17 protein-coding genes are annotated in these 23,553 nt (G+C 73.7%); 8 read left to right on the forward strand and 9 right to left on the reverse strand.

Annotation, left to right across the window (positions count from 1 at the left end; genetic code table 11):
• The first annotated feature begins 106 nt into the window (after nt 1-106).
• Entirely contained in the window at nt 107-1,258 is a 1,152-nt protein-coding gene (gene dusB, locus ACZ4VA_RS02640; RefSeq protein ID WP_355779809.1) for a tRNA dihydrouridine synthase DusB, read from the forward strand.
• A gap of 153 nt (nt 1,259-1,411) precedes the next feature.
• On the opposite strand, the gene ACZ4VA_RS02645 is transcribed toward dusB, so the two are convergent.
• Together ACZ4VA_RS02645 and ACZ4VA_RS02650 are read right to left on the reverse strand one after the other, a co-directional pair.
• On the reverse strand, nt 1,412-3,349 hold the full coding sequence (locus tag ACZ4VA_RS02645; protein WP_388903698.1) for an amylo-alpha-1,6-glucosidase: 1,938 nt from the start codon (nt 3,347-3,349) through the stop codon (nt 1,412-1,414).
• Complete coding sequence (locus tag ACZ4VA_RS02650; protein ID WP_468079377.1) at nt 3,346-4,848, reverse strand: amylo-alpha-1,6-glucosidase; 1,503 nt, start codon at nt 4,846-4,848, stop codon at nt 3,346-3,348. The genes ACZ4VA_RS02645 and ACZ4VA_RS02650 overlap by 4 nt, the downstream gene beginning before the upstream one ends.
• A gap of 143 nt (nt 4,849-4,991) precedes the next feature.
• On the opposite strand from ACZ4VA_RS02650, the gene ACZ4VA_RS02655 reads away from it, so the two are divergent.
• The 3 genes from ACZ4VA_RS02655 to ACZ4VA_RS02665 all read left to right on the forward strand — a co-directional run bounded on the left by ACZ4VA_RS02655 (nt 4,992) and on the right by ACZ4VA_RS02665 (nt 10,500).
• Nucleotides 4,992-6,203 carry an ROK family protein gene (locus ACZ4VA_RS02655; RefSeq protein ID WP_388903696.1) on the forward strand — a complete coding sequence of 404 codons (1,212 nt, stop codon included), beginning with the start codon at nt 4,992-4,994 and terminating at the stop codon, nt 6,201-6,203.
• A 429-nt stretch (nt 6,204-6,632) separates the two neighbouring features.
• Nucleotides 6,633-9,374: a pyruvate, phosphate dikinase gene (ppdK, locus tag ACZ4VA_RS02660; RefSeq protein WP_355782654.1), complete on the forward strand. Its 2,742-nt coding sequence runs from the start codon at nt 6,633-6,635 to the stop codon at nt 9,372-9,374.
• A 199-nt stretch (nt 9,375-9,573) separates the two neighbouring features.
• Entirely contained in the window at nt 9,574-10,500 is a 927-nt protein-coding gene (locus tag ACZ4VA_RS02665) for an oxidoreductase (RefSeq protein WP_389389494.1), read from the forward strand.
• A 55-nt stretch (nt 10,501-10,555) separates the two neighbouring features.
• On the opposite strand, the gene nirD is transcribed toward ACZ4VA_RS02665, so the two are convergent.
• The 3 genes from nirD to ACZ4VA_RS02680 are packed head-to-tail and all read right to left on the reverse strand — an operon-like array spanning nt 10,556 to nt 14,729.
• Nucleotides 10,556-10,906 (reverse strand): nitrite reductase small subunit NirD, encoded by a 351-nt coding sequence (gene nirD, locus ACZ4VA_RS02670; RefSeq protein WP_355782658.1) that lies wholly within the window; start codon nt 10,904-10,906, stop codon nt 10,556-10,558.
• Nucleotides 10,903-13,506, reverse strand: coding sequence for a nitrite reductase large subunit NirB (gene nirB / locus ACZ4VA_RS02675; RefSeq protein WP_468079380.1), 2,604 nt, complete (start codon nt 13,504-13,506; stop codon nt 10,903-10,905). The genes nirD and nirB overlap by 4 nt, the downstream gene beginning before the upstream one ends.
• Complete coding sequence (locus tag ACZ4VA_RS02680) at nt 13,506-14,729, reverse strand: NAD(P)/FAD-dependent oxidoreductase (protein WP_355782664.1); 1,224 nt, start codon at nt 14,727-14,729, stop codon at nt 13,506-13,508. The genes nirB and ACZ4VA_RS02680 overlap by 1 nt, the downstream gene beginning before the upstream one ends.
• A 242-nt stretch (nt 14,730-14,971) precedes the next feature.
• Between ACZ4VA_RS02680 and ACZ4VA_RS02685 the strand changes: the two genes are divergently transcribed.
• Nucleotides 14,972-15,757, forward strand: coding sequence for a sulfite exporter TauE/SafE family protein (locus ACZ4VA_RS02685; RefSeq protein ID WP_355782667.1), 786 nt, complete (start codon nt 14,972-14,974; stop codon nt 15,755-15,757).
• Nucleotides 15,758-15,862: 105 nt separating this feature from the next.
• On the opposite strand, the gene ACZ4VA_RS02690 is transcribed toward ACZ4VA_RS02685, so the two are convergent.
• Both ACZ4VA_RS02690 and ACZ4VA_RS02695 read right to left on the reverse strand, forming a co-directional pair.
• Nucleotides 15,863-16,486: a class F sortase gene (locus ACZ4VA_RS02690; protein WP_356237746.1), complete on the reverse strand. Its 624-nt coding sequence runs from the start codon at nt 16,484-16,486 to the stop codon at nt 15,863-15,865.
• 168 nt (nt 16,487-16,654) lie between these two features.
• On the reverse strand, nt 16,655-17,170 hold the full coding sequence (locus ACZ4VA_RS02695) for a hypothetical protein (RefSeq protein WP_355785751.1): 516 nt from the start codon (nt 17,168-17,170) through the stop codon (nt 16,655-16,657).
• 491 nt (nt 17,171-17,661) lie between these two features.
• Here ACZ4VA_RS02695 and ACZ4VA_RS02700 point away from each other — a divergent pair, with 491 nt between their 5' ends.
• The gene (locus ACZ4VA_RS02700) at nt 17,662-18,321 is read left to right on the forward strand and encodes an NADPH-dependent FMN reductase (protein ID WP_388903688.1); all 660 of its coding nucleotides are present in this window, start codon (nt 17,662-17,664) and stop codon (nt 18,319-18,321) included.
• Nucleotides 18,322-18,430: 109 nt separating this feature from the next.
• Here ACZ4VA_RS02700 and ACZ4VA_RS02705 read toward each other — a convergent pair whose 3' ends face one another.
• Nucleotides 18,431-20,077: a M4 family metallopeptidase gene (locus ACZ4VA_RS02705; protein WP_356237748.1), complete on the reverse strand. Its 1,647-nt coding sequence runs from the start codon at nt 20,075-20,077 to the stop codon at nt 18,431-18,433.
• Between the two features lie 173 nt (nt 20,078-20,250).
• On the opposite strand from ACZ4VA_RS02705, the gene cutA reads away from it, so the two are divergent.
• Entirely contained in the window at nt 20,251-20,583 is a 333-nt protein-coding gene (cutA, locus tag ACZ4VA_RS02710; RefSeq protein WP_355788132.1) for a divalent-cation tolerance protein CutA, read from the forward strand.
• On the forward strand, nt 20,580-21,005 hold the full coding sequence (locus ACZ4VA_RS02715) for a gamma-glutamylcyclotransferase family protein (protein ID WP_355788134.1): 426 nt from the start codon (nt 20,580-20,582) through the stop codon (nt 21,003-21,005). Before cutA ends, ACZ4VA_RS02715 begins: the two co-directional genes overlap by 4 nt.
• Before the next feature lie 16 nt (nt 21,006-21,021).
• On the opposite strand, the gene ACZ4VA_RS02720 is transcribed toward ACZ4VA_RS02715, so the two are convergent.
• A complete protein-coding gene (locus ACZ4VA_RS02720) occupies nt 21,022-23,181 on the reverse strand; it encodes a molybdopterin oxidoreductase family protein (RefSeq protein WP_468079386.1) in 2,160 nt (719 codons plus the stop codon).
• Between the last annotated feature and the right edge of the window lie 372 nt (nt 23,182-23,553).

Consider the following 23,553-nt stretch of genomic DNA (forward strand, 5'->3'; position numbering starts at 1 on the left):
GCCTTTTTCGGTAGTGCGCCTAACTAATGACCACTACATGATCTCTGGCCGGCGGCACCGACCCGCCCCCGTACGAGCACGGGTCGCCGTACGCGACAATGGGGGAATGTCCGCGCCCACCCTCGCCTCCGCGTCCCCGTTGTCGATCGGCCCCCACACGGTGCAGCCGCCCGTGGTCCTCGCGCCCATGGCCGGGATCACGAACGCGCCCTTCCGCACGCTCTGCCGGGAGTTCTCCGGCGGCAAGGGCCTGTTCGTCAGCGAGATGATCACCACGCGAGCCCTGGTCGAGCGCAACGAGAAGACCATGCAGCTGATCCACTTCGACGCGAGCGAGCAGCCGCGCTCGATCCAGCTGTACGGGGTGGACCCGGCGACCGTCGGCAAGGCCGTCCGCATGATCGCGGAAGAGGACCTCGCCGACCACATCGACCTGAACTTCGGCTGCCCGGTGCCCAAGGTGACCCGCAAGGGCGGCGGCTCGGCGCTGCCGTTCAAGCGGAACCTGCTGCGCGCGATCCTGCGCGAGGCCGTCGCCGGCGCCGGTGATCTCCCGGTGACGATGAAGATGCGCAAGGGCATCGACGACGACCACATCACGTACCTGGACGCCGGGCGCATCGCCGTGGAGGAGGGCGTGACCGCCATCGCCCTGCACGGCAGGACCGCCGCGCAGCACTACGGCGGCACCGCGGACTGGGACGCGATCGCCCGCCTGAAGGAGCACGTGCCGGAGATCCCGGTCCTCGGCAACGGCGACATCTGGTCGGCCGAGGACGCGGTGCGGATGGTGCGGGAGACCGGGTGCGACGGCGTCGTCGTCGGACGCGGCTGTCTGGGCCGCCCCTGGATCTTCGGCGACCTGGTCGCCGCCTTCGAGGGACGCACGGAGAGCGCGGCCCCCACCCTGCGCGAGGTCGCCTCGGTCATGGTCCGGCACGCCACCCTGCTCGGCGAGTGGATCGGCGACGAGGCGCGCGGCGTCATCGACTTCCGCAAGCACGTGGCCTGGTACCTCAAGGGCTTCGCGGTCGGCTCCGAGATGCGCAAGCGCCTCGCGGTCACCTCGTCCCTGGCCGAACTGCGCGCCGGGCTCGACGAGCTGGACCTCGACCAGCCCTGGCCCGCCGGAGCCGACGGCCCCCGTGGCCGCACCTCCGGCAACAACCGTGTCGTCCTGCCCGACGGCTGGCTCAAGGACCCCTACGACTGCGCGGGCCTGTCCGAGGACGCGGAACTGGACACGTCCGGCGGCTGACCCGCCACCCGGAACCGGACGCCCGAACCGGACGCCCGGACCGCATGCCCGGAACCGGACGCCCGGGGCGCCCGGAACCGCCTGCCCGGAGCCGCCCGCCCGGAGCGGCCCGCCGGGCACCGCTCACCGGGGCGCCCGACGGGAGCGGCCCCCTCAGGCGCCGCCCACCGCGGTGAGCAGCGCCAGCGGAGCCGCCGCCGAGCGGGACTCGCGGACGCAGGCGTGCGGGTACGGCACCGGCTCCGCGTGGGTCTCGCGGCCGTAGCCCGCGATCACCTCCGGGAGACGGTGTCCGGCCGCGGTCGCCGCGTCCACCAGGGCGTGTGCGACGGTACGGGCCTCGTCGTGCAGCCCGTAGCGGGCCAGGCCCAGGCAGATCAGGGCGTTGTCATGGGGCCACACCGACCCCCGGTGGTACGAGAGCGGGTGGTACGCCGGCTGGCCCGCGGCGAGGGTGCGTACGCCCCAGCCGGAGAAGAAGTCCGGTGCCAGCAGCCGGCGGCCCACCAGCTCGCCGTACTCCTTGTCCAGCAGCCCCGACCACAGCAGGTGGCCCGCGTCGGAGGCGAGCGCGTCGACATGGCGGCCGTCGCCGTCCAGGGCCAGCGCCGGGAAGGAGTGCTCCGGCATCCAGAAGTCCCGCTGGAAGCGGTCGCGCAGGTCCGCGGCCGCCTGCTCCAGGAGGGCCGCGTACACCTCGTCGCCCCATACGGTCCGCGCGAGCTGGGCGGTCCGGCGCAGCGCGTCGTACGCGTAGCCCTGCGCGCCCGCCGCCATCACCGGGCCGGTGGGCCGGGTGCCCTCGGCAGAGCAGATGGCGCCGGGGGAGTCCTTCCAGTTCTGGTTGGCGAGACCGCCCTCGTCCGCCCGGTAGACGAGGTAGCCGCGCGAGGTGAGCCCGCCGTGGTCCAGCATCCAGCCGATCGCCGCCCGCGCGTGGGACTCCAGACGGCGGGCCAGGGCGACGTCGCCGGTCCGCTCCACGTAGGCGCCGAGCAGGACGAGGAACAGCGGCGTCGCGTCCACCGAGCCGTAGTAGCGCCCGTACGGCACCTGCCCGAAGTGCGCCAGCTCCCCGTGCCGCACCTCGTGCACGATCTTGCCCGGCTGGGCGACCGGTCCCGTGCCCGTCCCGGTGGCCTGGGTCGCGGCGAGCGCGGCGAGCGTGGCGGCGGCCGGCCGGGGCCGGTAGGGGAGGGCGAAGAGAGAGGTCAGGAGGGCGTCGCGGCCCAGCAGGGTGAGGAACCAGGGCACTCCCGCGGCGGGGACGCGCAGGTCCTCGCCGTCCGGGCCGCGCGCCGGCACCTGGAGCGCCGCGAGGTCGGACAGGCCCCGCGCGCAGGCAGCGGCCAGCTCCGGCCAGCCGGTCGGGAAGGGCACGCCCTCCGCGAACTCGCCCTCCAGTTCCAGCAGTTCCCGGTTGACGGCGGCGGGGGTGGGCGGGACGTCCGGCATCCGGGGCGCGCCGTGCGGACGGGCCGCGACCCGCAGCGCCAGCTCCGCCGAGCCGTGCGGCGCGAGGTCCAGGGACCAGACGAGCCGCCGGGCGCCGGTCCCCGTCTCCTCCACGCCGTCGGGGGCGGGCTCGGCGGTGACCGTCGTACAGGACCGCCATTCGCCGCGCCGGTAGCCGAACTCCACGCCGTCGTCGAGGACTTCGCGGGTGCGGACGGCGCCCCGCTTGGCGTACGTGCGGTAGTCGGAGCGCAGCTCGAACTGGTCCGCGAAGTCGGCGTCGGCGGTGACCGCGATGCGGACCGTCGTCGGCGTGGCGCGGTTGCTGGTGACCCGCAGCGCCTCCACGAACGCGCCGTCGGCGACGGCCTGTTCGCGGAAGAGCGTGTACGCGGGCGGCTCCTGGCGGCCGCCGCGCGGCACGAGCACGCAGCGGGCCGTGTCCCCGTCCGCGACGGGCGCGAGTGCCTCGGGCACCGCGCCGTCGACGGTCAGCTGCCAGCGGCTCAGATGGCGTGCGTCGCGCACGAACAGGCCGTCCGGCGAGCCGCCGCCGCGTACCCCGCTGATGTCCCCGCCGTCGCCCACGGCGGCGAACGTCCCGCCCCGCACGAGCAGATGATGCCGGTCCGTCATCCCCGGTCCCCTCCCTGGTCCCTCATGTCGAACGTGCCGTCCCCCGCGCGGGACACGCTCCGCGCGTCGCGCCCGGGGGACCGGTGCAGCAGATCGAGGGTGAGCGCGGCCGTCCAGCCGAAGCCGGGCGCTCCGCAGCCCTCACCCGTGTACGGGTCCACGTACTCGGCGAACTCCGAGGTGCCCGCCGTGTCCAGCAGCGCCGCCCGCAGGGCGTCCGCCGGTCCGTGCTCGCCGTGCAGGCGCAGCCCGCGCTCCAGCAGCCAGTTGGTGTTGAACCAGGCGGGGCCGCGCCAGTAGCGGTGCGGGTCGAACGCCGCGCCCGTGAGGTCGTAGCTCGGCACGAGCCGGCAGGCGGTGCCGAGCCCGAAGTGCGGGCCCCGCACGGTGCCGGCCAGCCGCGCGGCGATCTCGCGGGGGAGCGTGGGCAGCATCAGCGGTACGAGGCCGGCGACCCCGCGCTCGGGGATCGGCCCGCCGCGCACGTCCCGGCAGAGGAACATGCCCTCGGCCGGGTCCCACAGCCGCTCGACCAGGGCCGCCGTGAGGCGCTCCGCGCGGGCGTGCCGGGCCGTGCCCGTCGCGCCGAGCTCGTGCGCGATACGGGCCAGCGCGTGCTCCGAGGCGATCAGCAGGGCGTTGAACGCGGGGTCCTCGACGGCGAACTCGCCCACCCCGTCCGCGTATCCGCGGTCCCGGTAGTCGGCGGCGAGGCGCACGTACCGCCCGTAGTCGAGGTCCGTGGGCCGGTCCTCGGCGGCCCCGTGGTCGAGGTCCGCGCGGCGGAAGGAGCGGGGCGGTGCCGGTGTGACCCGGCTCAACGGGGCGTCCCAGCAGGGGCTGTTGTCCATGCCCTGCTCCCACGGGTGGACCACCGCGGCGAGGCCGCCGCCGCCGAGGTCGCGGCGGTGCAGGAGGTAGCGGTGCCAGGCGGCGAGGCGCGGGTAGGCCCTGGACAGGAAGCCCCGGGCGCGGGACAGCCGGGGGTCGGCGCGGTGCACGAGCCAGACGGCGAGGGCGTGCACCGGTGGCTGGACGATCCCCGAGGTCTGTACGGTGCGCGGGGCGCCGACGGCGCGTCCCGCGGTGGCCGAGCGCCAGAAGTCGGGACTCGGGAAGTACGCGTCGAGCGGCACGGAGGGGTTGAAGACGATGTGCGGGACGCGCCCGTCGGCCCACTGGGCGCCGAGCAGCGTCTCCAGCTCGGTCTGGGCGCGTAACGGGGACAGGTGCCGCAGGCCGATCGCGATGAACGCGGAGTCCCAGGACCACTGGTGCGGGTACAGACCGCGTGAGGGCACCGTGGACGTCCCCGTCCAGTTGGCGGCCAGCACCCGGGCGGCGTCCCGGTGCAGGGCGCCGACCTCGGCCGGGTCGTATACGGCGCTGCCGGAGGCGGCGGCGGACCCGTCCGGACCGGGCGGAGCGGGTGGTCCGGGGGTCCGCGCGGGCGCGGCGGACTCCGGTCGCAGGGCGGTGAGTTGGGCTGTGCGGTCCACTCAGGTCTCCCCGAAGACGTCCGGCCGACCAGTTCGGCGGTACCTACCGTAGGGTTACGTCTATTTAACACGCAAAACTCAATATGTAATGCAGAGTTGGTGAACGCAAGAGGGTGGGCATGACGGGAAGGGCGGCGAAGGCCATGAGAGCCGGAAGCCAGGCGAGCGCCGGGGACCTGCTGCAACTGGTGCGCAGCGGACGGGCGACGACACGCGGCGCGCTCCAGCACGAGACCGGCCTGTCGCGGGCCACGGTCGGGCAGCGCCTCGACCGGCTGTTCCGCGCGGGCTGGCTGCGCGAGGGCGCGGGCGGCCCGGTCGACTCCCCGCTGGGCGGCCGGCCCTCGATCACCCTGGAGTTCGACGACGCACACGCCGTCGTCCTCGCCGCCGACCTCGACACCCGGCACGCCCGGGTGGCCGTGCTCAGCCTCGGCGGCGAGATCCTGGCGGAGCACATGGGGGTCCTGGTCCTCGACGAGGGGCCGGAGACGGTCCTCGGCGAACTCGGCCGCCGCTTCGCGGAGTTGCTGGACAAGGCCGGGCGGCACGCCGGGTCGGTGTGCGGCATCGGGCTCGCCGTGCCGGGTCCCGTCGACCACGCGAGCGGGCTGGTCGTGCAGCCGCCGATGATGCCGGGCTGGGACGGCTACGACATAGGCGGCCGGCTGGCCCGCGCACTCGCCGAGCACGCGGGCACCGACGGCGGTGCCCGCGTGCCGGTCCTCGTCGACAACGACGCCAACCTGATGGCGTACGGCGAGCAGCGCACGGGGTATCCGGACTGCTCGGCCTTCGCCCTGGTCAAGGTCTCCACGGGGATCGGCGCCGGTGTCGTCGTCGGCGGCTCCGTCTACCGGGGTATCGACGGGGGCGCCGGGGACATCGGGCACATCCGCGTCCCGGAGGGCGCCGGCGCGCTGTGCCGGTGCGGTTCGTACGGCTGCCTGGCGGCCCTGGCGAGCGGCGGGGCGGTGGCGCGGCGGCTCACCGAGGCGGGGGTGCCGGCCGCCTCGGGCTCGGACGTGCGGGACCTGCTGGCGGCGGGCAACCCCGAGGCGGTGGCGCTCGCGCGGGAGGCGGGACGGCACGTGGGCGAGGTCCTGGCCACGGTGGTGACCCTGCTCAATCCGGGCGTCCTGATGATCGCGGGAGATCTGGCCGGAACCCACTTCCTGACGGGCGTGCGCGAGCTGCTGTACCAGCGGGCGCTGCCCCGCTCCACCGCCCGCCTGGACGTGGTCACCTCCCGGCTCGGCGACCGGGCCGGGCTGATCGGGGCCGGGGCGATGGTCGTGGAGCACCTGTACGCGCCCGAGCGGGTCGAGGAACGGCTGGCCGCGCTGGGGGTGTGAGCGGCGGCGGAGCCCTCTTCGTGTCGTCCGTGTGACGCTTCCGCGACGCCGTCCGGATGGTGAAATCCCGGCCCCGTCCACGGCGTGATTCTCGCCACCCCTGATAGGGGTAGCGCTCAGATGAGCGATTTGGCGTCGGTTGCACTTCCCTAAGGGGTGGCACTGAGTGCCACCCCTTGATCGTTCACGGGATGAACTCAGTCGTGGCGACTGGCGCTCACTTGAGCGGCTTCGAGGTATTGTGAGAGCCGGCCCGTTCAAGAAGTGAAAACAGCGGCCCGGGGCGGACCTCCGCCGTCGACTTTCGATCTGGTGGCGGACGAGTGGTTACGGGCGCATGACGCGCAAGTGGACGTACCCAGGTGCCTTCGATCTGGGTATGTTCCTCGCCGTCAGGGCAGCCACCGTCACGTCGAGGAGTCGAGACCCGTGTCGGAAAACAAAGATCCCCACGTAGCTCAGAGCGGTGCCGAGGACGTGAAGTTCGTCTACGACTTCACGGAAGGCAACAAGGACCTCAAGGACCTGCTGGGCGGCAAGGGTGCGAACCTCGCCGAGATGACCAACCTCGGTCTTCCCGTCCCGCCGGGCTTCACCATCACCACCGAGGCCTGCAAGACCTACCTCGACAGCGGCGAGGAGCCGGCGGCACTGCGTGACGAGGTGAGTGCGCACCTCGACGCCCTCGAGCAGAAGATGGGCAAGAAGCTCGGCCAGGCCGACGATCCCCTCCTCGTGTCGGTCCGCTCCGGAGCCAAGTTCTCCATGCCGGGCATGATGGACACCGTCCTGAACATCGGGCTCTCCGACAAGTCGGTGCAGGGCTTGGCCGTGCAGGCCGGCGACGACCGCTTCGCGTGGGACTCCTACCGCCGCCTCATCCAGATGTTCGGCAAGACGGTCCTCGGCGTGGACGGCGACCTCTTCGAGGAGGCGCTGGAGGCGGCCAAGGCGGCGAAGAAGGTCACCGTCGACACGGACCTCGAAGCGGCCGACCTCAAGAAACTCGTCACCAAGTTCAAGAAGATCGTCAAGACCGAGGCGGGGCGCGACTTCCCGCAGGACCCGCGCGAGCAGATGGACCTCGCCATCCACGCGGTCTTCGACTCCTGGAACACCGACCGCGCCAAGCTCTACCGCCGCCAGGAGCGCATCCCGCACGACCTCGGCACGGCCGTCAACGTCTGTTCCATGGTCTTCGGCAACCTCGGCCCCGACTCCGGCACCGGCGTCGCCTTCACCCGCGACCCCGCCTCCGGCCACCAGGGCGTGTACGGCGACTACCTGCAGAACGCCCAGGGCGAGGACGTCGTCGCGGGCATCCGCAACACGGTGCCGCTCGCCGAGCTGGAGCAGATCGACAAGAAGTCGTACGACCAGCTGATGCAGATCATGGAGACCCTGGAGAACCACTACAAGGATCTCTGCGACATCGAGTTCACCATCGAGCGCGGCCAGCTGTGGATGCTGCAGACCCGCGTCGGCAAGCGGACCGCCGGTGCCGCCTTCCGCATCGCCACCCAGCTCGTCGACCAGGGCCTGATCGACGAGGCCGAGGCCCTCCAGCGGGTGACGGGCGCCCAGCTCGCCCAGCTGATGTTCCCCCGCTTCGACGAGGCCGCGAAGGTCCAGCAGGTCGGCCGGGGCATCGCCGCCTCGCCGGGCGCGGCCGTCGGCAAGGCGGTCTTCGACTCGTACACCGCGGTGAAGTGGTCGCGTTCGGGCGAGAAGGTCATCCTGGTCCGCCGCGAGACCAACCCGGACGACCTCGACGGCATGATCGCGGCCGAGGGCATCCTGACCTCGCGCGGCGGCAAGACCTCCCACGCGGCCGTCGTCGCCCGCGGCATGGGCAAGACCTGTGTCTGCGGCGCCGAGGAGCTGGAGGTCGACACCAAGCGGCGCCGGATGACGGTGCCGGGCGGCCACGTCGTCGAGGAGGGCGACGTCATCTCCATCGACGGCTCCACCGGCAAGGTCTACCTGGGCGAGGTCCCGGTGGTCCCGTCCCCGGTCGTCGAGTACTTCGAGGGCCGGATGCACGCGGGCGCCAACGACGCCGACGAGCTGGTCGAGGCCGTGCACCGGATCATGGCCTTCGCCGACCGCAAGCGGCGCCTGCGGGTGCGCGCGAACGCGGACAACGCCGAGGACGCGATGCGCGCCCGCCGCTTCGGCGCGCAGGGCATCGGCCTGTGCCGCACCGAGCACATGTTCCTCGGCGACCGCCGCGAGCTGGTCGAGCGCCTGATCCTGGCGGACACGGAGGACGAGCGCGAGAAGTCGCTGAAGGCGCTGCTCCCGCTCCAGAAGCAGGACTTCGTGGAGCTGTTCTCGGCGATGGACGGACTGCCGGTGACGATCCGGCTGCTCGACCCGCCGCTGCACGAGTTCCTGCCCGACATCACCGAGCTGTCGGTCCGGGTGGCGCTCGCCGAGTCCCGCAAGGACGCCAACGAGAACGACCTGCGCCTGCTCCAGGCCGTGCACCGCCTGCACGAGCAGAACCCGATGCTGGGCCTGCGCGGTGTCCGCCTCGGCCTCGTCATCCCGGGCCTGTTCACCATGCAGGTACGGGCGATCGCCGAGGCCGCGGCCGAACGCCGCAACGCCAAGGGCGACCCGCGCGCCGAGATCATGATCCCGCTCGTCGGCACCGTCCAGGAGCTGGAGATCGTCCGCGAAGAGGCCGACCAGGTCATCGCCGAGGTCCAGGAGGCCACGGGGGTCCAGCTCAACCTCGCCATCGGCACGATGATCGAGCTGCCCCGGGCCGCGCTGACCGCCGGCCAGATCGCCGAGGCCGCCGAGTTCTTCTCCTTCGGCACGAACGACCTCACCCAGACGGTGTGGGGCTTCTCCCGCGACGACGTGGAGGCCAGCTTCTTCACCGCGTACCTGGAGAAGGGCATCTTCGGGGTCTCCCCCTTCGAGACCATCGACCGGGACGGCGTCGGCTCGCTCGTCCGCAGCGCGGTCGAGGCCGGCCGGGCCACCCGCCCCGACCTCAAGCTCGGCGTCTGCGGCGAGCACGGCGGTGACCCGGAGTCGGTGCACTTCTTCCACGAGGTGGGACTCGACTACGTCTCCTGCTCGCCGTTCCGGATCCCGGTGGCGCGCCTGGAGGCCGGACGCGCCGCGTCCTCCTCGGCGGGCAGCGACCACCGCTGAACCCCCGGGGCCGCCGCCGGTCACTTCTCGACCCTCACCGGCCGGCGGCGGTCCCGGTGCACCAGGAGAGGGCGGTACCCCTGTGCGGGGGGTACCGCCCTCCCGGGCGTTCACGCCGCCGCTCCGCGCGCGTGACCGGGACCGGCCGGGCGGCGGGCGTACGGTGAGGGGACACTTCGCCGGAGAGGGAACATCCGTCATGACGGGCTGGAACGCGAGCGACATCCCCGACCAGAGCGGCCGCAGCGCGGTCGTCACCGGCGCCAACAGCGGCATCGGCTACGTCACCGCGCGGGAGCTGGCCCGCCGCGGCGCCCGCGTGGTCCTCGCCTGCCGCAGCGAGGAGCGCGGACACGAGGCCGGTGACCGTCTCGTCGCCGAAGTGCCGGGCGCCGACGTGGTGTTCCGCCGACTGGACCTCGCGGACCTCGCCTCCGTACGGGAGTTCGCCGCCGGGTACCCGTACGAGCGGCTCGACCTGCTGGTGAACAACGCCGGGGTCATGGCGCTGCCGCAGGGCCGCACCGCCGACGGGTTCGAGACCCAGTTCGGCGTCAACCACCTCGGGCACTTCGCGCTGACCGGGCTGCTCCTGCCCGCCCTGCTGGGCACGCCCGGCGCGCGGATCGTGACCCTGTCCAGCATGGTGCACGCCCTCGCCAACATCGACATCGACGACCTCAACGCCGAGCACGGCTACCGGCGTTGGATCGCCTACGCCCGGTCCAAGACCGCCAACCTGCTCTTCACCCACGAGCTGGCCCGCAGGCTCGCCGCCACCGGCGCGGAAGCGGTGGCCGCCGCCGCGCACCCCGGGTACGCCTCCACGAACCTCCAGACCGCCGGAGCCCGGATGGAGGGGCGCAGGGGCGCCGAGCGGTTCGCGGAGCTCGGCAACCGCGTCTTCGCGCAGAGCGCCGAGGCGGGCGCCCTGCCCACGCTGTACGCGGCCACCGCGCCCGGCGTCCTGCCCGACTCCTTCACCGGCCCCTCGTTCGCGATGTGGCGCGGGGCGCCGGCCGCGTCCTGGCGGGCCCCCTGGACCCGCGACGACCGGGCTTCGGGCCGCCTGTGGACCGCCTCCGAGGAGCTGACGGGCGTCCGCTACGACGCCCTGAAGAGCTGACTCCGCCGCCCGCCGGACCGGGGCGCGCGGCCCGGCGCCGGCGGGAGGGGCGCCCTCAGAAGGCCCGTACCTCGTAGGCCGTGACCCGCACCGAGTCGTCGTCCAGGCACTGCCCGGAGGCGAGGTCGAAGCGCTGCTTGAGCAGGGGCGAGGCGACGAACGCCCGGCCCTGCCGGCTGCCCGTCAGACCGCGGGAGAGGACCGCCGCGCCGGTGAACGGGTCGCGGTTGTCGATGGCGTACGTGCGTCCCGCGCGGTCGGTGAAGAGCGCGACCTGCCGGCCGTCCGGCAGCAGGGCCGCGACGCCCCGGCCCGGGGTCAGCAGGGACAGGTCGCAGACGGTGAACCAGTCGTCCTCCAGGCGGAGCTGGACCTTCAGGGCGGTGGTCTCGGGGGCGATCGTCATCGCTGGGCGCTTCCTTCCAGGGCTTCGGCGGGCCGCGTGCCGATGGTGAGCAGCGGCAGGTCGGGCTTGATCTGGTCGCGCTCCGGCACGAAGCCGACGACCGGGTCGGGCGTGTCGGGGGCGTTCACGAAGGACACGAACCGGGCCAGCTTCTCGGGGTCGTTGATGGTCTCGGCCCACTCGTCGCGGTAGCCCGCGACATGGGCCCGCATCAGGCCCTCCAGTTCCTCGCAGATGCCGAGCGAGTCGTGCACGACCACGTCGCGTACGTGGTCCAGGCCGCCCTCGATGCGCTCCAGCCAGGTGGAGGTGCGCTCCAGGCGGTCGGCGGTGCGGATGTAGAACATCAGGAACCGGTCGATCAGGCGCACCAGTTCGGCGTCCGAGAGGTCCTGGGCGAGCAGGTCGGCGTGACGCGGGGTCGCGCCGCCGTTGCCGCCCACGTAGAGGTTCCAGCCGTTGGAGGTGGCGATGATGCCGAAGTCCTTGGACTGGGCCTCGGCGCACTCGCGGGCGCACCCGGAGACCGCCGACTTCAGCTTGTGCGGCGAGCGCAGGCCCCGGTAGCGCAGCTCCAGGTCGATCGCCATGCGGACCGAGTCCTGCACGCCGTAGCGGCACCAGGTCTGCCCCACACAGGACTTGACCGTGCGCAGCGACTTGCCGTACGCGTGCCCCGACTCGAAGCCGGCGTCCACCAGCCGGGCCCAGATCAGCGGGAGCTGCTCCACCCGGGCGCCGAACATGTCGATGCGCTGACCGCCGGTGATCTTCGTGTAGAGGCCGAAGTCGCGGGCCACCTCGCCGATCACGATCAGCTTCTCCGGGGTGATCTCACCGCCGGGGATGCGCGGCACGATCGAATAGGAGCCGTTCTTCTGGAGGTTGGCGAGGAAGTGGTCGTTGGTGTCCTGGAGCGCGGCCTGCTCGCCGTCCAGGACGTAGCCCTCGGCGCCGATCGTCGGGGCCAGCGAGGCGATGATCGAGCCGATCGCGGGCTTGCAGGTCTCGCAGCCGTCGCCGCCCCGGGCGTCCTCGCGGCCGTAGCGGTCCAGCAGCACCTGGTAGGAGTTGACGCGCAGGGCGAGGACGATCTCGTACAGCTCCTCGCGGGTCTGCGCGAAGCAGCCGCACAGGCCCTTGTCGACCTCGACACCGCTCGCCTCCAGCTCGGAGGTGACCAGCTGGCCCAGCACCTTGACGCAACTGCCGCAGCCCGTACCGGCCTTGGTGCACTTCTTCACCTCGGGCACGGTCGTGCAGGAGTGCTCGGTGACCGCGCCGCGGATCGTGCCCTTGGTGACGTTGTGGCAGGAGCAGATGACGGCCTCGTCCGGCAGCGCCGAGGGGCCGAGGGCGACCGGACCGCCGGAGCCGGCCGGCAGCACGAGCTGCTCGGGCGCGATCGGCGGCACCGACCCGGTGAGGGCGCGCAGCGTGCCGTACGCGTCCGCGTCGCCGACCAGGATGCCGCCGAGCAGCCGCCCGTCGCGGCCGATGACCAGCTTCTTGTACGTGCCCGAGCGGGAGTCGGCGTAGACGACGTCGAGGCAGTCCGCGGTGGCGCCGTGCGCGTCGCCGAAGGAGGCGACGTCGACGCCGAGCAGCTTCAGCTTGGTGGAGAGGTCGGCGCCGGTGAAGCTCGCCTCGTCCGCGGCGATGGTGGCGGCGGCCGTCTCGGCCATCTCGTAGCCCGGCGCGACCAGGCCGTAGACCCGGCCGTCCGAGGCCAGCGCGCACTCGCCGATGGCGAACACGTGCGGGTCCGAGGTGCGGCACTGCTCGTCGACGGAGATGCCGCCGCGCTCGCCGACCGTGAGGCCGGTGTCGCGGGCGAGCTGGTCGCGGGGCCGGACGCCCGCCGAGAACACCACGAGGTCCGTGGCGAGTTCGGAGCCGTCGGACAGCTTCATGCCGGTGACCGCGCCGTCCTCGCCGACGACGATCTCCTGCGTGCCCGTGCCCGTGTGCACGGTCAGACCCATCTCCTCGATGGTGCGCAGCAGCGCCGCCCCGCCGCCCTCGTCGACCTGCACCGGCATCAGGCGCGGCGCGAACTCCACGATGTGGGAGGTCAGTCCGAGACCCTTGAGGGCGCCCGCCGCCTCCAGGCCGAGCAGTCCGCCGCCGACCACCGCGCCGGTCGTCGCCCGGGACTTCGCGTACTCCTCGATCGCGAGGAGGTCCTCGATCGTGCGGTAGACGAAGCAGCCCTCGGCGTCCTTGCCCGGCACCGGCGGCACGAAGGGGTACGAGCCGGTGGCGAGGACGAGGGTGTCGTAGGAGAAGGACAGACCCGAGCGGGCCGTCACCTTCCTGGCCTCGCGGTCGATCGTCTCGACGGGGTCGCCGAGGTGCAGCTCGATGCCGTGCTCCTTGATGAACTCCTCGTCGGAGAGCGAGAGTTCCTCCGGGGTGCGGCCCGAGAAGTACGAGGTGAGCTGGACCCGGTCGTACGCGGGGCGCGGCTCCTCGCACAGCACGACCACGCGGTGCGTGGCGGTCAGGCCGCGCTCGGCGAGCGCTTCGAGGAAGCGCTGGCCGACCATGCCGTGGCCGACGAGCACGATCGTGGGGGTGCCCCCCAGGGTGGCGGTCATCAGGAGCCTCCGTCGTTGGTGAGCAGGTGGAGCAGGGGAGCGCCGTCCACGGGGAGCGGCTCTGCTCCCTCCCAGGCGCGCGCGAGCGCGCCGACGGTGCCGAGTTCGCCGACGAGCACGCCGCCGACCAGGCGGTCGTCGCGGACGACGACCTTGCGGTAGGTGCCGCGGGTGGCGTCGGCGAGCTGGATGACGTCGTCGCCCGGGCGGGGGTCGGTCTCGCCGAACGCGGCGAGGTCGAAGGGCGCGTTGCCGGTCAGGGTGAGCCGGGTCAGGGCCCGGGTGCCGCCGTAGCGGGCGTCCTCGCCCCGGCCGCCGGCCAGCAGTCCGGCCAGAACGTCGGCCTGTTCCAGGGCGGGGGTGGCGAGTCCGTAGACCGTGCCCCCGTGCTGGGTGCAGTCGCCGATCGCGTAGATGTGCGGGTCGGAGGTGCGCAGCCGGTCGTCGACGATGACGCCCTTGTGGACAGCCAGGCCCGCGTCCTGGGCGAGCCCCACCCGGGGGTGGACCCCGCAGGCGAGGACGACGAGGTCGGCGTCCAGGGCGTACCCGTCGGCCATCTCGACCGAGCGGACGGCCCCGCCGACGCAGCGCACGTCGCGCACCCGCGTCTCGGTGTGCACCTCGACGCCCAGTTCCGTGAGGTGGCGGTGCACCAGCCGGGACGCGGACGGGTCGAGCTGGCGCTCCATGAGCCGCTCGGCCTGCTGGGCGAGGACCACCTGGGCGCCGCGCACGGCCAGCGCCCGGGCGGCCGAGACGCCGAGGAGGCCGCCGCCGATGACGACGGCGCGGGTGCCCTGCCGGACGGCCTTCGAGAGGCCGAGGCAGTCGTCCATGGTGCGGAACGCGTGCACGCCCTCGGGCAGTTCGTGCCGGTCCTGGGCGAACAGGCCGCGCAGGGGCGGCAGTACGGGGTTCGAGCCGGTCGCGAGGACCAGCGTGTCGTAGGCGATCTCGGAACCGTCGGCGCAGCTCAGCGTGCGGGCGGCCCGGTCGATGCCTGTGACCCGGGTGCGGACCAGGCCGGCCGGGGCCGGGAGGGCGATCACCTCGGGGGCGTACCGCCCGGCGAGGACCTCGGCGAGCAGCACCCGGTTGTAGGGGCGGTGCTCCTCCTCACCGATGAGCACGACGGACATGCCGAGCTCGTCGAGCCGGTGGGCGAGCCGGGCGCCCGCGATGCCGGCGCCGATCACCACCACACGCGTTTTCGAGGTCATGTCAGCAGCGTGCGGGGCCGGTGTTACCCGGTCGCATCACTCCCGTTTCCCGCGGGGAACGCTGCGCTCAGCGCGGGCACGGGCGGGGTGTGAGGGTTCTGCGGGCGGTCCCGCGGGCCGCTGTGAGTCACCCGCGGGGCGGCGCGGGCCTCGGCGGCGGGTCCGGCGGGCGGGCGGTGCCAACCTCAGAAGACGCTCAGGTCCGTGGACGGCACATCCATCCGCTCCGTAGGGTCCCGATCATGCCCGACATATCGCTGACCATGGTCGTCGTCCTGTGCCTCGCCTCCCTCGCGGCGGGCTGGATCGACGCCGTGGTGGGCGGCGGCGGGCTCCTGCTGCTGCCCGCGCTGCTGCTCGGGCTGCCGAACTCCGGGTCGGCCGCCCAGTACGCGCTGGGCACCAACAAGGCGGTGGCGATCGTCGGCACGACCGGCGCGGCGGTGACGTACGCCCGCAAGGCACCGGTGGACGTCGGCACGGCCGTGCGCATCGGGCTGGCGGCGCTCGCCGGGTCCACGGGGGGCGCGTTCGTCGCCGCCGGAATGAGCACCGAGGTGCTGAAGCCCGTCGTCATGGTCGTCCTGCTGGGCGTCGGGGCCTTCGTGATCCTGCGGCCCTCCTTCGGCACGGCGCCCTCGACGGAGCCCGTGCCGCCGCGCCGCGTCCTGGCCGCCATCGGGCTCGCCGGCCTCGGCATCGGCTTCTACGACGGTCTGATCGGTCCCGGCACCGGCACGTTCCTGGTGCTCGCCCTCACCGCGCTGCTCCACCTCGACCTGGTGACCGCCTCCGCCACCGCCAAGATCGTCAACTGCTGCACCAACGCGGGCGCCCTCGCGACCTTCGCCTGGAAGGGCACGGTCTACTGGCAGCTCGCCGCGCTGATGGCCGTCTTCAACCTGGTCGGCGGCACGGTCGGGGCGCGCACGGCGCTCAAGAAGGGCAGCGGCTTCGTCCGGGTGGTGCTGCTGACGGTGGTCTTCGCTCTGGTCGCGAACCTGGCCTACCAGCAGTGGCTGGCCTGACCCGGCCGCACACCGCCCGCCGTCCTGCCGCACACCGCCCGCGCGTCCGGCCGCACACCGCCAGCCCGGCGGCTCCCGCCCGCGCACAGCCCCAGCGCGGCCCGCTCAGCGGCTCCCGGTGAGGTGGGCGAAGACGACCACGTTCCCCTGGTAGCCCGTCGCCTTCGAGTAGCCGCCGCCGCAGGTGATGACGCGCAGCTCGGGGCGCCGGGCCGCGCCGTACACCTTCTCGTCGGGGAAGGCGCGGGCGTCGTACACCTCGACCGCGTCCACGGTGAACAGGGCGACCGAGCCGTCCCGGCGGGCCACCTCGACGGAGCTGCCCTTCTTCAGGCTCCCGAGGCCGTAGAAGACCGCGGGGCCCTGGGCGTTGTCGACGTGACCGGCGACCACGGCGGTGCCCGTGTCACCCGGGGTGGTGCCCGCCTCGTACCAGCCGGCGAGGTTCTTCCTGGCGGCCGGCGGGACGTCCAGGCTGCCCTGCGGGGTGAGCCCGAGTCCCATCAGCGGGGCGTCCACGTCGATGGCGGGGATGCGGATGCGGTCGGGCGGGGAGGGTGGCAGCGCGGGCGCCGCGGACTGCCCCTCGGTCGCTCCCGGTGAGGCGGCCTGCGCGGCCGAGGGCTGCGGGGGCGGCTGCCGCTCGGCGCCGCTGCGCAGCAGCCACGCGCCGGAGCACAGGGCCGTCACGGTGACGGCCGATATGGCGAGGTTGCTCAGTCTGCGCACGTGAGCCTCCTGTCGGGGTGCCACGGGGGCCCGCGTCCGTTCCCTGTGCCCCGGAGCCCGCGTCGGTGGGACCGCCCGGGTCCGCCACCCCCTCCGGGCCGCGAGGGGCGTCGGACCCGGAGGGGGCGGGGACGGCGGTACCTGGGGACGGACAGCGGAGGGTGTCCGTCAGAACCCGTCGCCTCTCGCGCGGCGATGCAGGAGCCAGGTACCGCCCGCGGCGGCGACGGCCAGCGCCGCCACACCCGCCGCGGTCTGCACGGGGTCGGGGCCGAGTGCGCCGCCGACCCCCGTCTTGACACTTCCTCGCGGGTGCACCCGCTCGTCGTTGGAGGTCAGCGTGACCACCAGATCGCCGGACACCTGCCGGCCGCCGGAGCACTTCGCGACGATCTCGTACGTCCCCGGCTGGGCACCGGGCGGCACCCGGAACCGTCCGGCCGTGTCCCGTCCGTGCGCCCCGGGGGCCAGCGCGAACGTGCCCGCGCCCACCGCGCTGGCGTCCCCCGTCGCCGTGCCGTCGGCGCCGCACGCCGCCGTGCCGACCGAGACGTCGGCGCCGGGGACGGCGGTGGCCGGATAGACGTCGAGGGTGCCGGTGTCCCCGCCGTACGCGGGCGCGGCGGCGAGGCCCGCGGCGGCGACGGCGAGCGCGGTACCGGTCAGCAGACGGGCTGTGCGCATCGTGTTGCTCCTCCGAGAGGGCGCGGCCCGCGGCACCCCCATGTGCCGCTGCGTCGGTCGCACCCCTGCCCTACCGAGGTAAGTGCCACCCGGCCCGCTCCGCTCCCTGATGGCACGTCAGAAACGCGGCGTACGGGTGCCGGGGGCGGCCCGCACCGGCCCCGCGCGGCGCCATTCCAGCAGGTCACCGGCGTACGGCGGAGAGCCCGCGGAGGAGAACCCCGCGGGCGCGGGGCGCGGGTGTGAACGGGTGACCCGCACCCCGCCGGTCCACCGCGAGGCCCCCCGCCGCGGCCGCACGACCGTCGCCGCCTGCGACCGGTCCGCGGGCGCGACGGACCGCCGGGCCCCCGAGGCCGGCGCCCGTACGCGGAACGACGACCGGCCGTCGCCCATGCGGGCACGACGGACGGCGACCGGCCACGGTTCCGCATCCGTGCGACGCGCGGCGGCTTGACCTCAAGCGAACTTGAGGGACGAGCCTGTGACGCATGAAGACCAGCGCCGGCGTCCCGGCCGTATCCGACAGCCACTCAGCACCCGACGACTCGGCCCGCTCGTCCGGGCGGGCCCGTACACAGGTCCCGGTGCGCGTCGTCGTCATCGTCGCCAGCAACCGGGAGGGCCGCTTCGGCCCGGTCGTCGCCAGGTGGCTGCTGTCCCAACTGGAGGCGCGCGAGGACCTGCGGGCCGAGGTCGTCGACCTGGCCGAGGTCCGGCTGCCCACCACCCTGTCGCCGTCCCCGGAGGCGGAGGCCGCCCTCGGCCGGGTCACCCCCGCCCTGGCCGCCGCCGACGCCTTCGTCGTCCTCACCCCCGAGTACAACCACTCCTACCCCGCGCCGCTGAAGAACCTCATCGACTGGCACTACACCGAATGGCGCGCCAAGCCCGTGGGGTTCGTCTCCTACGGCGGTGTGTCCGGAGGGCTGCGGGCGGTCGAGCACCTGCGCCAGGTCTTCGCCGAACTGCACGCCGTGACCGTCCGGGACACCGTCTCCTTCCACGGGGCGGGCGCGGCGTTCGATGAGAACGGCGACCCGCGCGACCCCACGGCCCCGGCCGCGGCGGCGCGGCTGATGTCCGACCGGCTGGTGTGGTGGGCGAGGGCCCTGCGGGAGGCCAAGGAGCTGCGCCCGTACGAGGGTTGAGCGACGCGACCGAGGCAGCCGGGGCCGCGCGGTCACGGCCGCCGGCTGCCGGGGTGACGGCCGCTCCCGGTGGGGGCGGGGACGGCCGTCACCCGGTCCGGTGCGGGACTCAGCCCACGGCCACGGCACTCCAGGCCGCGGCCACCGCGGCGTACTCCGTGCTGCCGGCGCCGTACAGGTCCCGCGCCGCGTTCAGCGTCGCCGTCCGCGCGCCCGCGTAGTTCGTCGAGGACGTCATGTACACCGTGAGGGCGCGGTACCAGACGGCTCCGAGCTTGTCCCGGCCGATGCCCTCAAGGGACGCGCCGTTGCACGTGGTGCCGTTGTGCTGGACACCGCCGATCACCTTGGCCCCGCTGCCCTCGGCGAGCAGGTAGGCGAAGTGGTTGGCGACCCCGGACGAGTAGTGCACGTCGAGGTTGCCGACCGAGGAGCTCCAGCAGTCGGCGGACTTGCCGTCCTTGGAGGGCTGGTCCATGTAGCGCAGGGCGGGCTTGCCGAAGCCGGGGCGGACGATCTCCTCGCCGATGAGGTAGTCGCCGGGGTCGGCGCCGTTGGCGGCGGAGAACTCCACCAGGGTGCCGAAGATGTCGGAGGTGGCTTCGTTCAGGCCGCCGGACTCGCCGGAGTACGTCAGCTTCGCCGTCTTCGACGTCACGCCGTGCGACATCTCGTGCCCCGCGACGTCGAGGGAGACGAGCGGACCGAAGGTCGTCCCGTCACCGTCGCCGTACGTCATGCAGAAGCAACTGTCGTCCCAGAAGGCGTTGTTGTACTTGTTGCCGTAGTGCACGCGGTTGTACGAGCCCTTGCCGTCCCCCGCGATGCCGGTGCGGCCGTGGACGTTCTTGTAGTAGTCCCAGGTCGTGTCCGTGCCGTACTGGGCGTCGACGGCGGCACTCGCGCGGTCCGACGTCGTGCCGTTGCCCCAGTGGTTGTCGGCGTCGGTGAAGAGCGTGGCGGGTGCCCGGCTGAAGCAGATGCCGAGGATGCACAGGTCGGTCTTGTTCGCGGCGTCGCCGGTGTACGTGTTCCCTCGGGTCGGGTCCTTGAGCTGGTACGCCGATCCGGACGCCGTGGTCTCCAGCGCGACGGTGCCGCCGTAGAGGGACTGCCCGTCGCCGGTCGCCGTCTCGATGCTGTCCCACGCGTCGATCTGCCCGCCCGTGCGGGCGTCGGTCAGCACCGTGCGCGCGACCGGGTTGCCCAGCGAGTCCTGGCCGGCGACATCGGTGCGCCAGGCCAGCCGGGGAGCGCCGTGCAGGGCGTCGACGACCAGCCGCGGCCTGGCCTTCACCTTGCGCAGCGTCTCGTCCGGGTTCGCGGCCCGCAGCGCGGCGTGCGCGAGGTCGGCGGCCCTCGGGGCGGAGAGCCGCGGTGTGACGCCGGGGAGCGAGACGGTGCGGGTGGTGGCGCGGTCGGCGCCGCGGTAGGCGCCGTTCCTCGCGAGGTGGACCACGAAGTCGCCGCCGAGGACGGGCAGTCCGCGGTAGGTGCGGTCGTAGCGCACGTGCCGGGCGCCGTCCGCGTCGACGACGACGTCGCTGACGTGGGTGTCCTCGGCGGAGGTCAGCCCGAGCCGTCCGGCCTCCCGCGCGAGGGCCGTCGCGGCCTGGGCGATCGCGGTGTCGCGGTCGGGCCGGCCGGCCGCGCCGGCGGTGGGGGTGAGCGCGGCGGCCAGCAGTCCGGTGGCGACGGTGGCTATGCCGGCGGCGGCGAGGCGGGAACCTCGGATGTGCCGTGTCGTCCGACTCATCGGTCTCCTCAGGAAGGCGCCCGGGGGCGTGGGGGTGGCGCGGAGTGCCTCAGATTTAAGGGGCCATGACATGTCATGTCCATAGCGACGACAGGGGGATGTGTGTGGGTGTGTGTGGAGCGAGAATCGTTTCTGCGAAGGCGTGCGCGAGGGCTCGAACGAGGAGAACGATCATGGCCACGGCCGACTGGCTGACCGTCCTGACCACGACGGACGCCCCCGGGAAGGCGCAGGCGCTCGCCCGGGGCGCGGTGGAGGCCCGGGTCGCGGCCTGCGCGCAGATCTCCGGACCCGTCACCTCCGTCTACCGCTGGAACGGTGAGGTGGAGACGGCCGAGGAGTGGCAGGTGCTGTTCAAGACGACCGGCGCCCGGTACGACGCGCTGGAGGCCCACCTGCGCGCCGCGCACGACTACGACACGCCCGAGATCATCGCGACGCCCGTCGTACGGGGGAGCGCGGACTACCTGCGGTGGGTGGCACGGGAGACGGGGACGGACGCGTGACGGGGGAGCCGCTGCCCTTCTTCGTCTACGGCACCCTGCGCCCCGGCGAGCACAACCACGACCTGTTCCTGCGGGGGCGCACCCGTTCCGAGGAGTCCGGCCGGCTGCGGGGCGCGGCGCTGTACGACGGCCCCGGCTACCCGTACGTGGTCCGGGACCCGGGTCGCGTGGTGCGCGGGGAACTGGTCACCGCGCTGCCCGGGGCGTACGGCGGACTCCTCGCGGAACTGGACCGGCTGGAGGAGTACGCGTACGCGCCCGGCGACCCCCGCAACCTGTACGAGCGGGTCGCCTGGGACGTGTCACGGGAGGCCGGCGCACCCGTGCGGGCCTGGGTCTACGTGGCCGCGCCCGCCGTCGCCGCCCGGCTGCGGGCCCACGGCACCCTCATCGAGGACGGCGACTGGCACACCCGCCGCTGACACCGCGGGGCGCCCGTCAGCCCCGGTCGACCGTCTCCAGCCGTACGGCGCACGCCTTGAACTCCGGCATGCGCGACGTCGGGTCGAGCGCCGGGTTGGTCAGGGTGTTGGCGCGGCCCTCGCCCGCCCAGTGGAACGGCATGAAGACGGTGTCGGGCCGGATGGAGGTGGTGACGCGGGCCGGCGCGACGGCCCGCCCCCGCCGCGACACGACGGCCACCGGGTCACCGTCCGCCGCCCCGAGCCGCTCGGCGAGCCGCGGGTGCATCTCCACGAACGGGCCCGGTGCGGCGGCGTTCAGCTCGTCGACACGCCGGGTCTGGGCGCCCGACTGGTACTGCGCGACGACCCGCCCGGTGGTGAGCAGCACCGGGTACTCGGCGTCCGGCTCCTCGGCGACCGCGCGGTGCGACACGGCCACGAAACGCGCCCGCCCGTCCTCGGTGGCGAACCGGTCGAGGAAGAGCCGCGGGGTCCCGGGATGCGCCCCGCCGACGGCCTCGGCGCCCTCGCCGGCCGGGTCGTCCGGCAGCGCGTCGAACGCCGCGTCCTCGCAGTCCTGTACGGCCTCCTGGGCGGGGCAGGGCCAGAACACCCCGTTCTCCTCGGCCAGCCGCCGGTAGGTGATCCCCGAGTAGTCCGCGGGTCCGCCCGCGCTCGCCCGGCGCAGCTCCTCGAAGACCTCCTCCGGGTCCGTCGGGAACCCCTTCTCCACGCCCAGCCGGTCGGCCAGTTCGTGCAGGACGTCGAGGTCGCTGCGGATGCCGTCGGGCGGGGTGACGGCCCGGCGCCTGAGCAGGACCCTGCCCTCCAGGTTCGTCGTCGTGCCCGTCTCCTCCGCCCACTGGGTGACCGGCAGGACCACATCGGCCAGCGCCGCCGTCTCGGACAGGACGACGTCCGCGACGGCCAGGAAGTCCAGCGACCGCAGGCGCCCCTCGATGTGCGCGGCGCGCGGCGCGGAGACCACCGGGTTCGAGCCCATCAGCAGCAGGGAGCGGATGTCGGTGCCCATCGCGTCGAGCAGCTCGTAGGCGCTGCGCCCGGGCCCCGGCAGCGAGTCCGGGTCCACGCCCCATACCTCGGCCACGTGCCGCCGGGCCGCGGGGTCCGTCAGCTTGCGGTAGCCCGGCAACTGGTCGGCCTTCTGGCCGTGTTCGCGGCCGCCCTGTCCGTTGCCCTGGCCCGTGAGGCAGCCGTAGCCGGACAGCGGCCGCCCCGCCCGGCCGGTCGCCAGGCACAGGTTGATCCACGCGCCCACCGTGTCGGTGCCCTTGGACTGCTGCTCGGGCCCCCGCGCGGTGAGCACCATCGCCGACGAGGGCTCGCAGAACATCCGCACCGTCTCCCGGAGCTGGGGAACGGACACCCCCGTGATCCGTTCCACGTACTCCGGCCAGTGCGCCATCGCCGCGGCCCGCGCCTCCTCCCAGCCGCTCGTCCGCTCCCGGATGTACTCCTCGTCGGTGCGCCCCTCGGCGACCACCAGGTGCAGCAGCCCGAGGGCCAGCGCCAGGTCCGTGCCCGGGCGCGGCGCGAGATGCAGGTCCGCCTGCTCCGCCGTGCGGGTGCGGCGCGGGTCGATGACGATCAGCGTGCCGCCGTTCTCCTTCAGCTCCGTGAGGTAGCGCAGCGCGGGCGGCATCGTCTCGGCGAGGTTCGAGCCGACGAGGATCACGCAGCCCGTCCGCGGGATGTCCTCCAGCGGGAAGGGCAGCCCCCGGTCCAGGCCGAACGCCTTGATCCCGCCGGCCGCCGCGGACGACATGCAGAAGCGCCCGTTGTAGTCGATCTGCGAGGTGCCGAGGACCACGCGGGCGAACTTGCCGAGCGCGTACGCCTTCTCGTTCGTCAGGCCGCCGCCGCCGAAGACCCCGCACGCGTCCGGGCCATGCTCCGTACGCGTGCGGGACAGCCCCTCGGCGATCCGGTCGAGGGCCTCGTCCCAGGTGGCGGGCTCCAGGACGCCCGCCCTGCGGACCAGCGGGGAGGTCAGCCGCACCTGGGACGAGAGCAGGGCGGGCGCGGTACGGCCCTTGCCGCACAGGGCACCCCGGTTCACCGGGAAGTCCGCGCGCTCCGTCACGGTGACGCCCCCGTCGGACGTGGGCGTCAGGTTCATCCCGCACTGCAGGGCGCAGTACGGGCAGTGGGTGGGCGTCGCGGAGGTCTGCATACCGCCCAGGGTGCGGGGGCCGTGTTACGCGGTGGGGCGTTGGCCGTTACGCCCCCGGCACGGGGACCTCCCGGTGGGGTGGACGTCGCCGTGAGGGGCGCCGTCCCGACCCGGGGGCGAGCCCCCGGCCCCCCGATCGCGCTCCGCGCTCGTCCTCAATCGCCGGACGGGCTGAAATTTCCGGCACCGAGCGTTTGTCCGTGCACGCCGGACGGGCTGGTTGGTCGGCCTCTGCCCGTGCCTGGGGCTTCGCCCGGGTGCTGTCGGGTCGCGCTGCGCGCTCGTCCTCAATCGCCGGACGGGCTGAAATTTCCGGCACCGAGCGTTTGTCCGTGCACGCCGGACGGGCTGGTTGGTCGGCCTCTGCCCGTG

Source organism: Streptomyces sp. NPDC028308, assembly GCF_055565855.1.

Bases quoted from the DNA above. Each gene is read 5' to 3' on its own strand.
- dusB (WP_355779809.1), top strand. From the start codon at position 107: ATGTCCGCGCCCACCCTCGCCTCCGCGTCCCCGTTGTCGATCGGCCCC.
- ACZ4VA_RS02645 (WP_388903698.1), bottom strand. From the start codon at position 3,349: ATGACGGACCGGCATCATCTGCTCGTGCGGGGCGGGACGTTCGCCGCC.
- ACZ4VA_RS02655 (WP_388903696.1), top strand. From the start codon at position 4,992: ATGAGAGCCGGAAGCCAGGCGAGCGCCGGGGACCTGCTGCAACTGGTG.
- ACZ4VA_RS02665 (WP_389389494.1), top strand. From the start codon at position 9,574: ATGACGGGCTGGAACGCGAGCGACATCCCCGACCAGAGCGGCCGCAGC.
- nirD (WP_355782658.1), bottom strand. From the start codon at position 10,906: ATGACGATCGCCCCCGAGACCACCGCCCTGAAGGTCCAGCTCCGCCTG.
- nirB (WP_468079380.1), bottom strand. From the start codon at position 13,506: ATGACCGCCACCCTGGGGGGCACCCCCACGATCGTGCTCGTCGGCCAC.
- ACZ4VA_RS02680 (WP_355782664.1), bottom strand. From the start codon at position 14,729: ATGACCTCGAAAACGCGTGTGGTGGTGATCGGCGCCGGCATCGCGGGC.
- ACZ4VA_RS02685 (WP_355782667.1), top strand. From the start codon at position 14,972: ATGCCCGACATATCGCTGACCATGGTCGTCGTCCTGTGCCTCGCCTCC.
- ACZ4VA_RS02695 (WP_355785751.1), bottom strand. From the start codon at position 17,170: ATGCGCACAGCCCGTCTGCTGACCGGTACCGCGCTCGCCGTCGCCGCC.
- ACZ4VA_RS02700 (WP_388903688.1), top strand. From the start codon at position 17,662: ATGAAGACCAGCGCCGGCGTCCCGGCCGTATCCGACAGCCACTCAGCA.
- ACZ4VA_RS02705 (WP_356237748.1), bottom strand. From the start codon at position 20,077: ATGAGTCGGACGACACGGCACATCCGAGGTTCCCGCCTCGCCGCCGCC.
- cutA (WP_355788132.1), top strand. From the start codon at position 20,251: ATGGCCACGGCCGACTGGCTGACCGTCCTGACCACGACGGACGCCCCC.
- ACZ4VA_RS02720 (WP_468079386.1), bottom strand. From the start codon at position 23,181: ATGCAGACCTCCGCGACGCCCACCCACTGCCCGTACTGCGCCCTGCAG.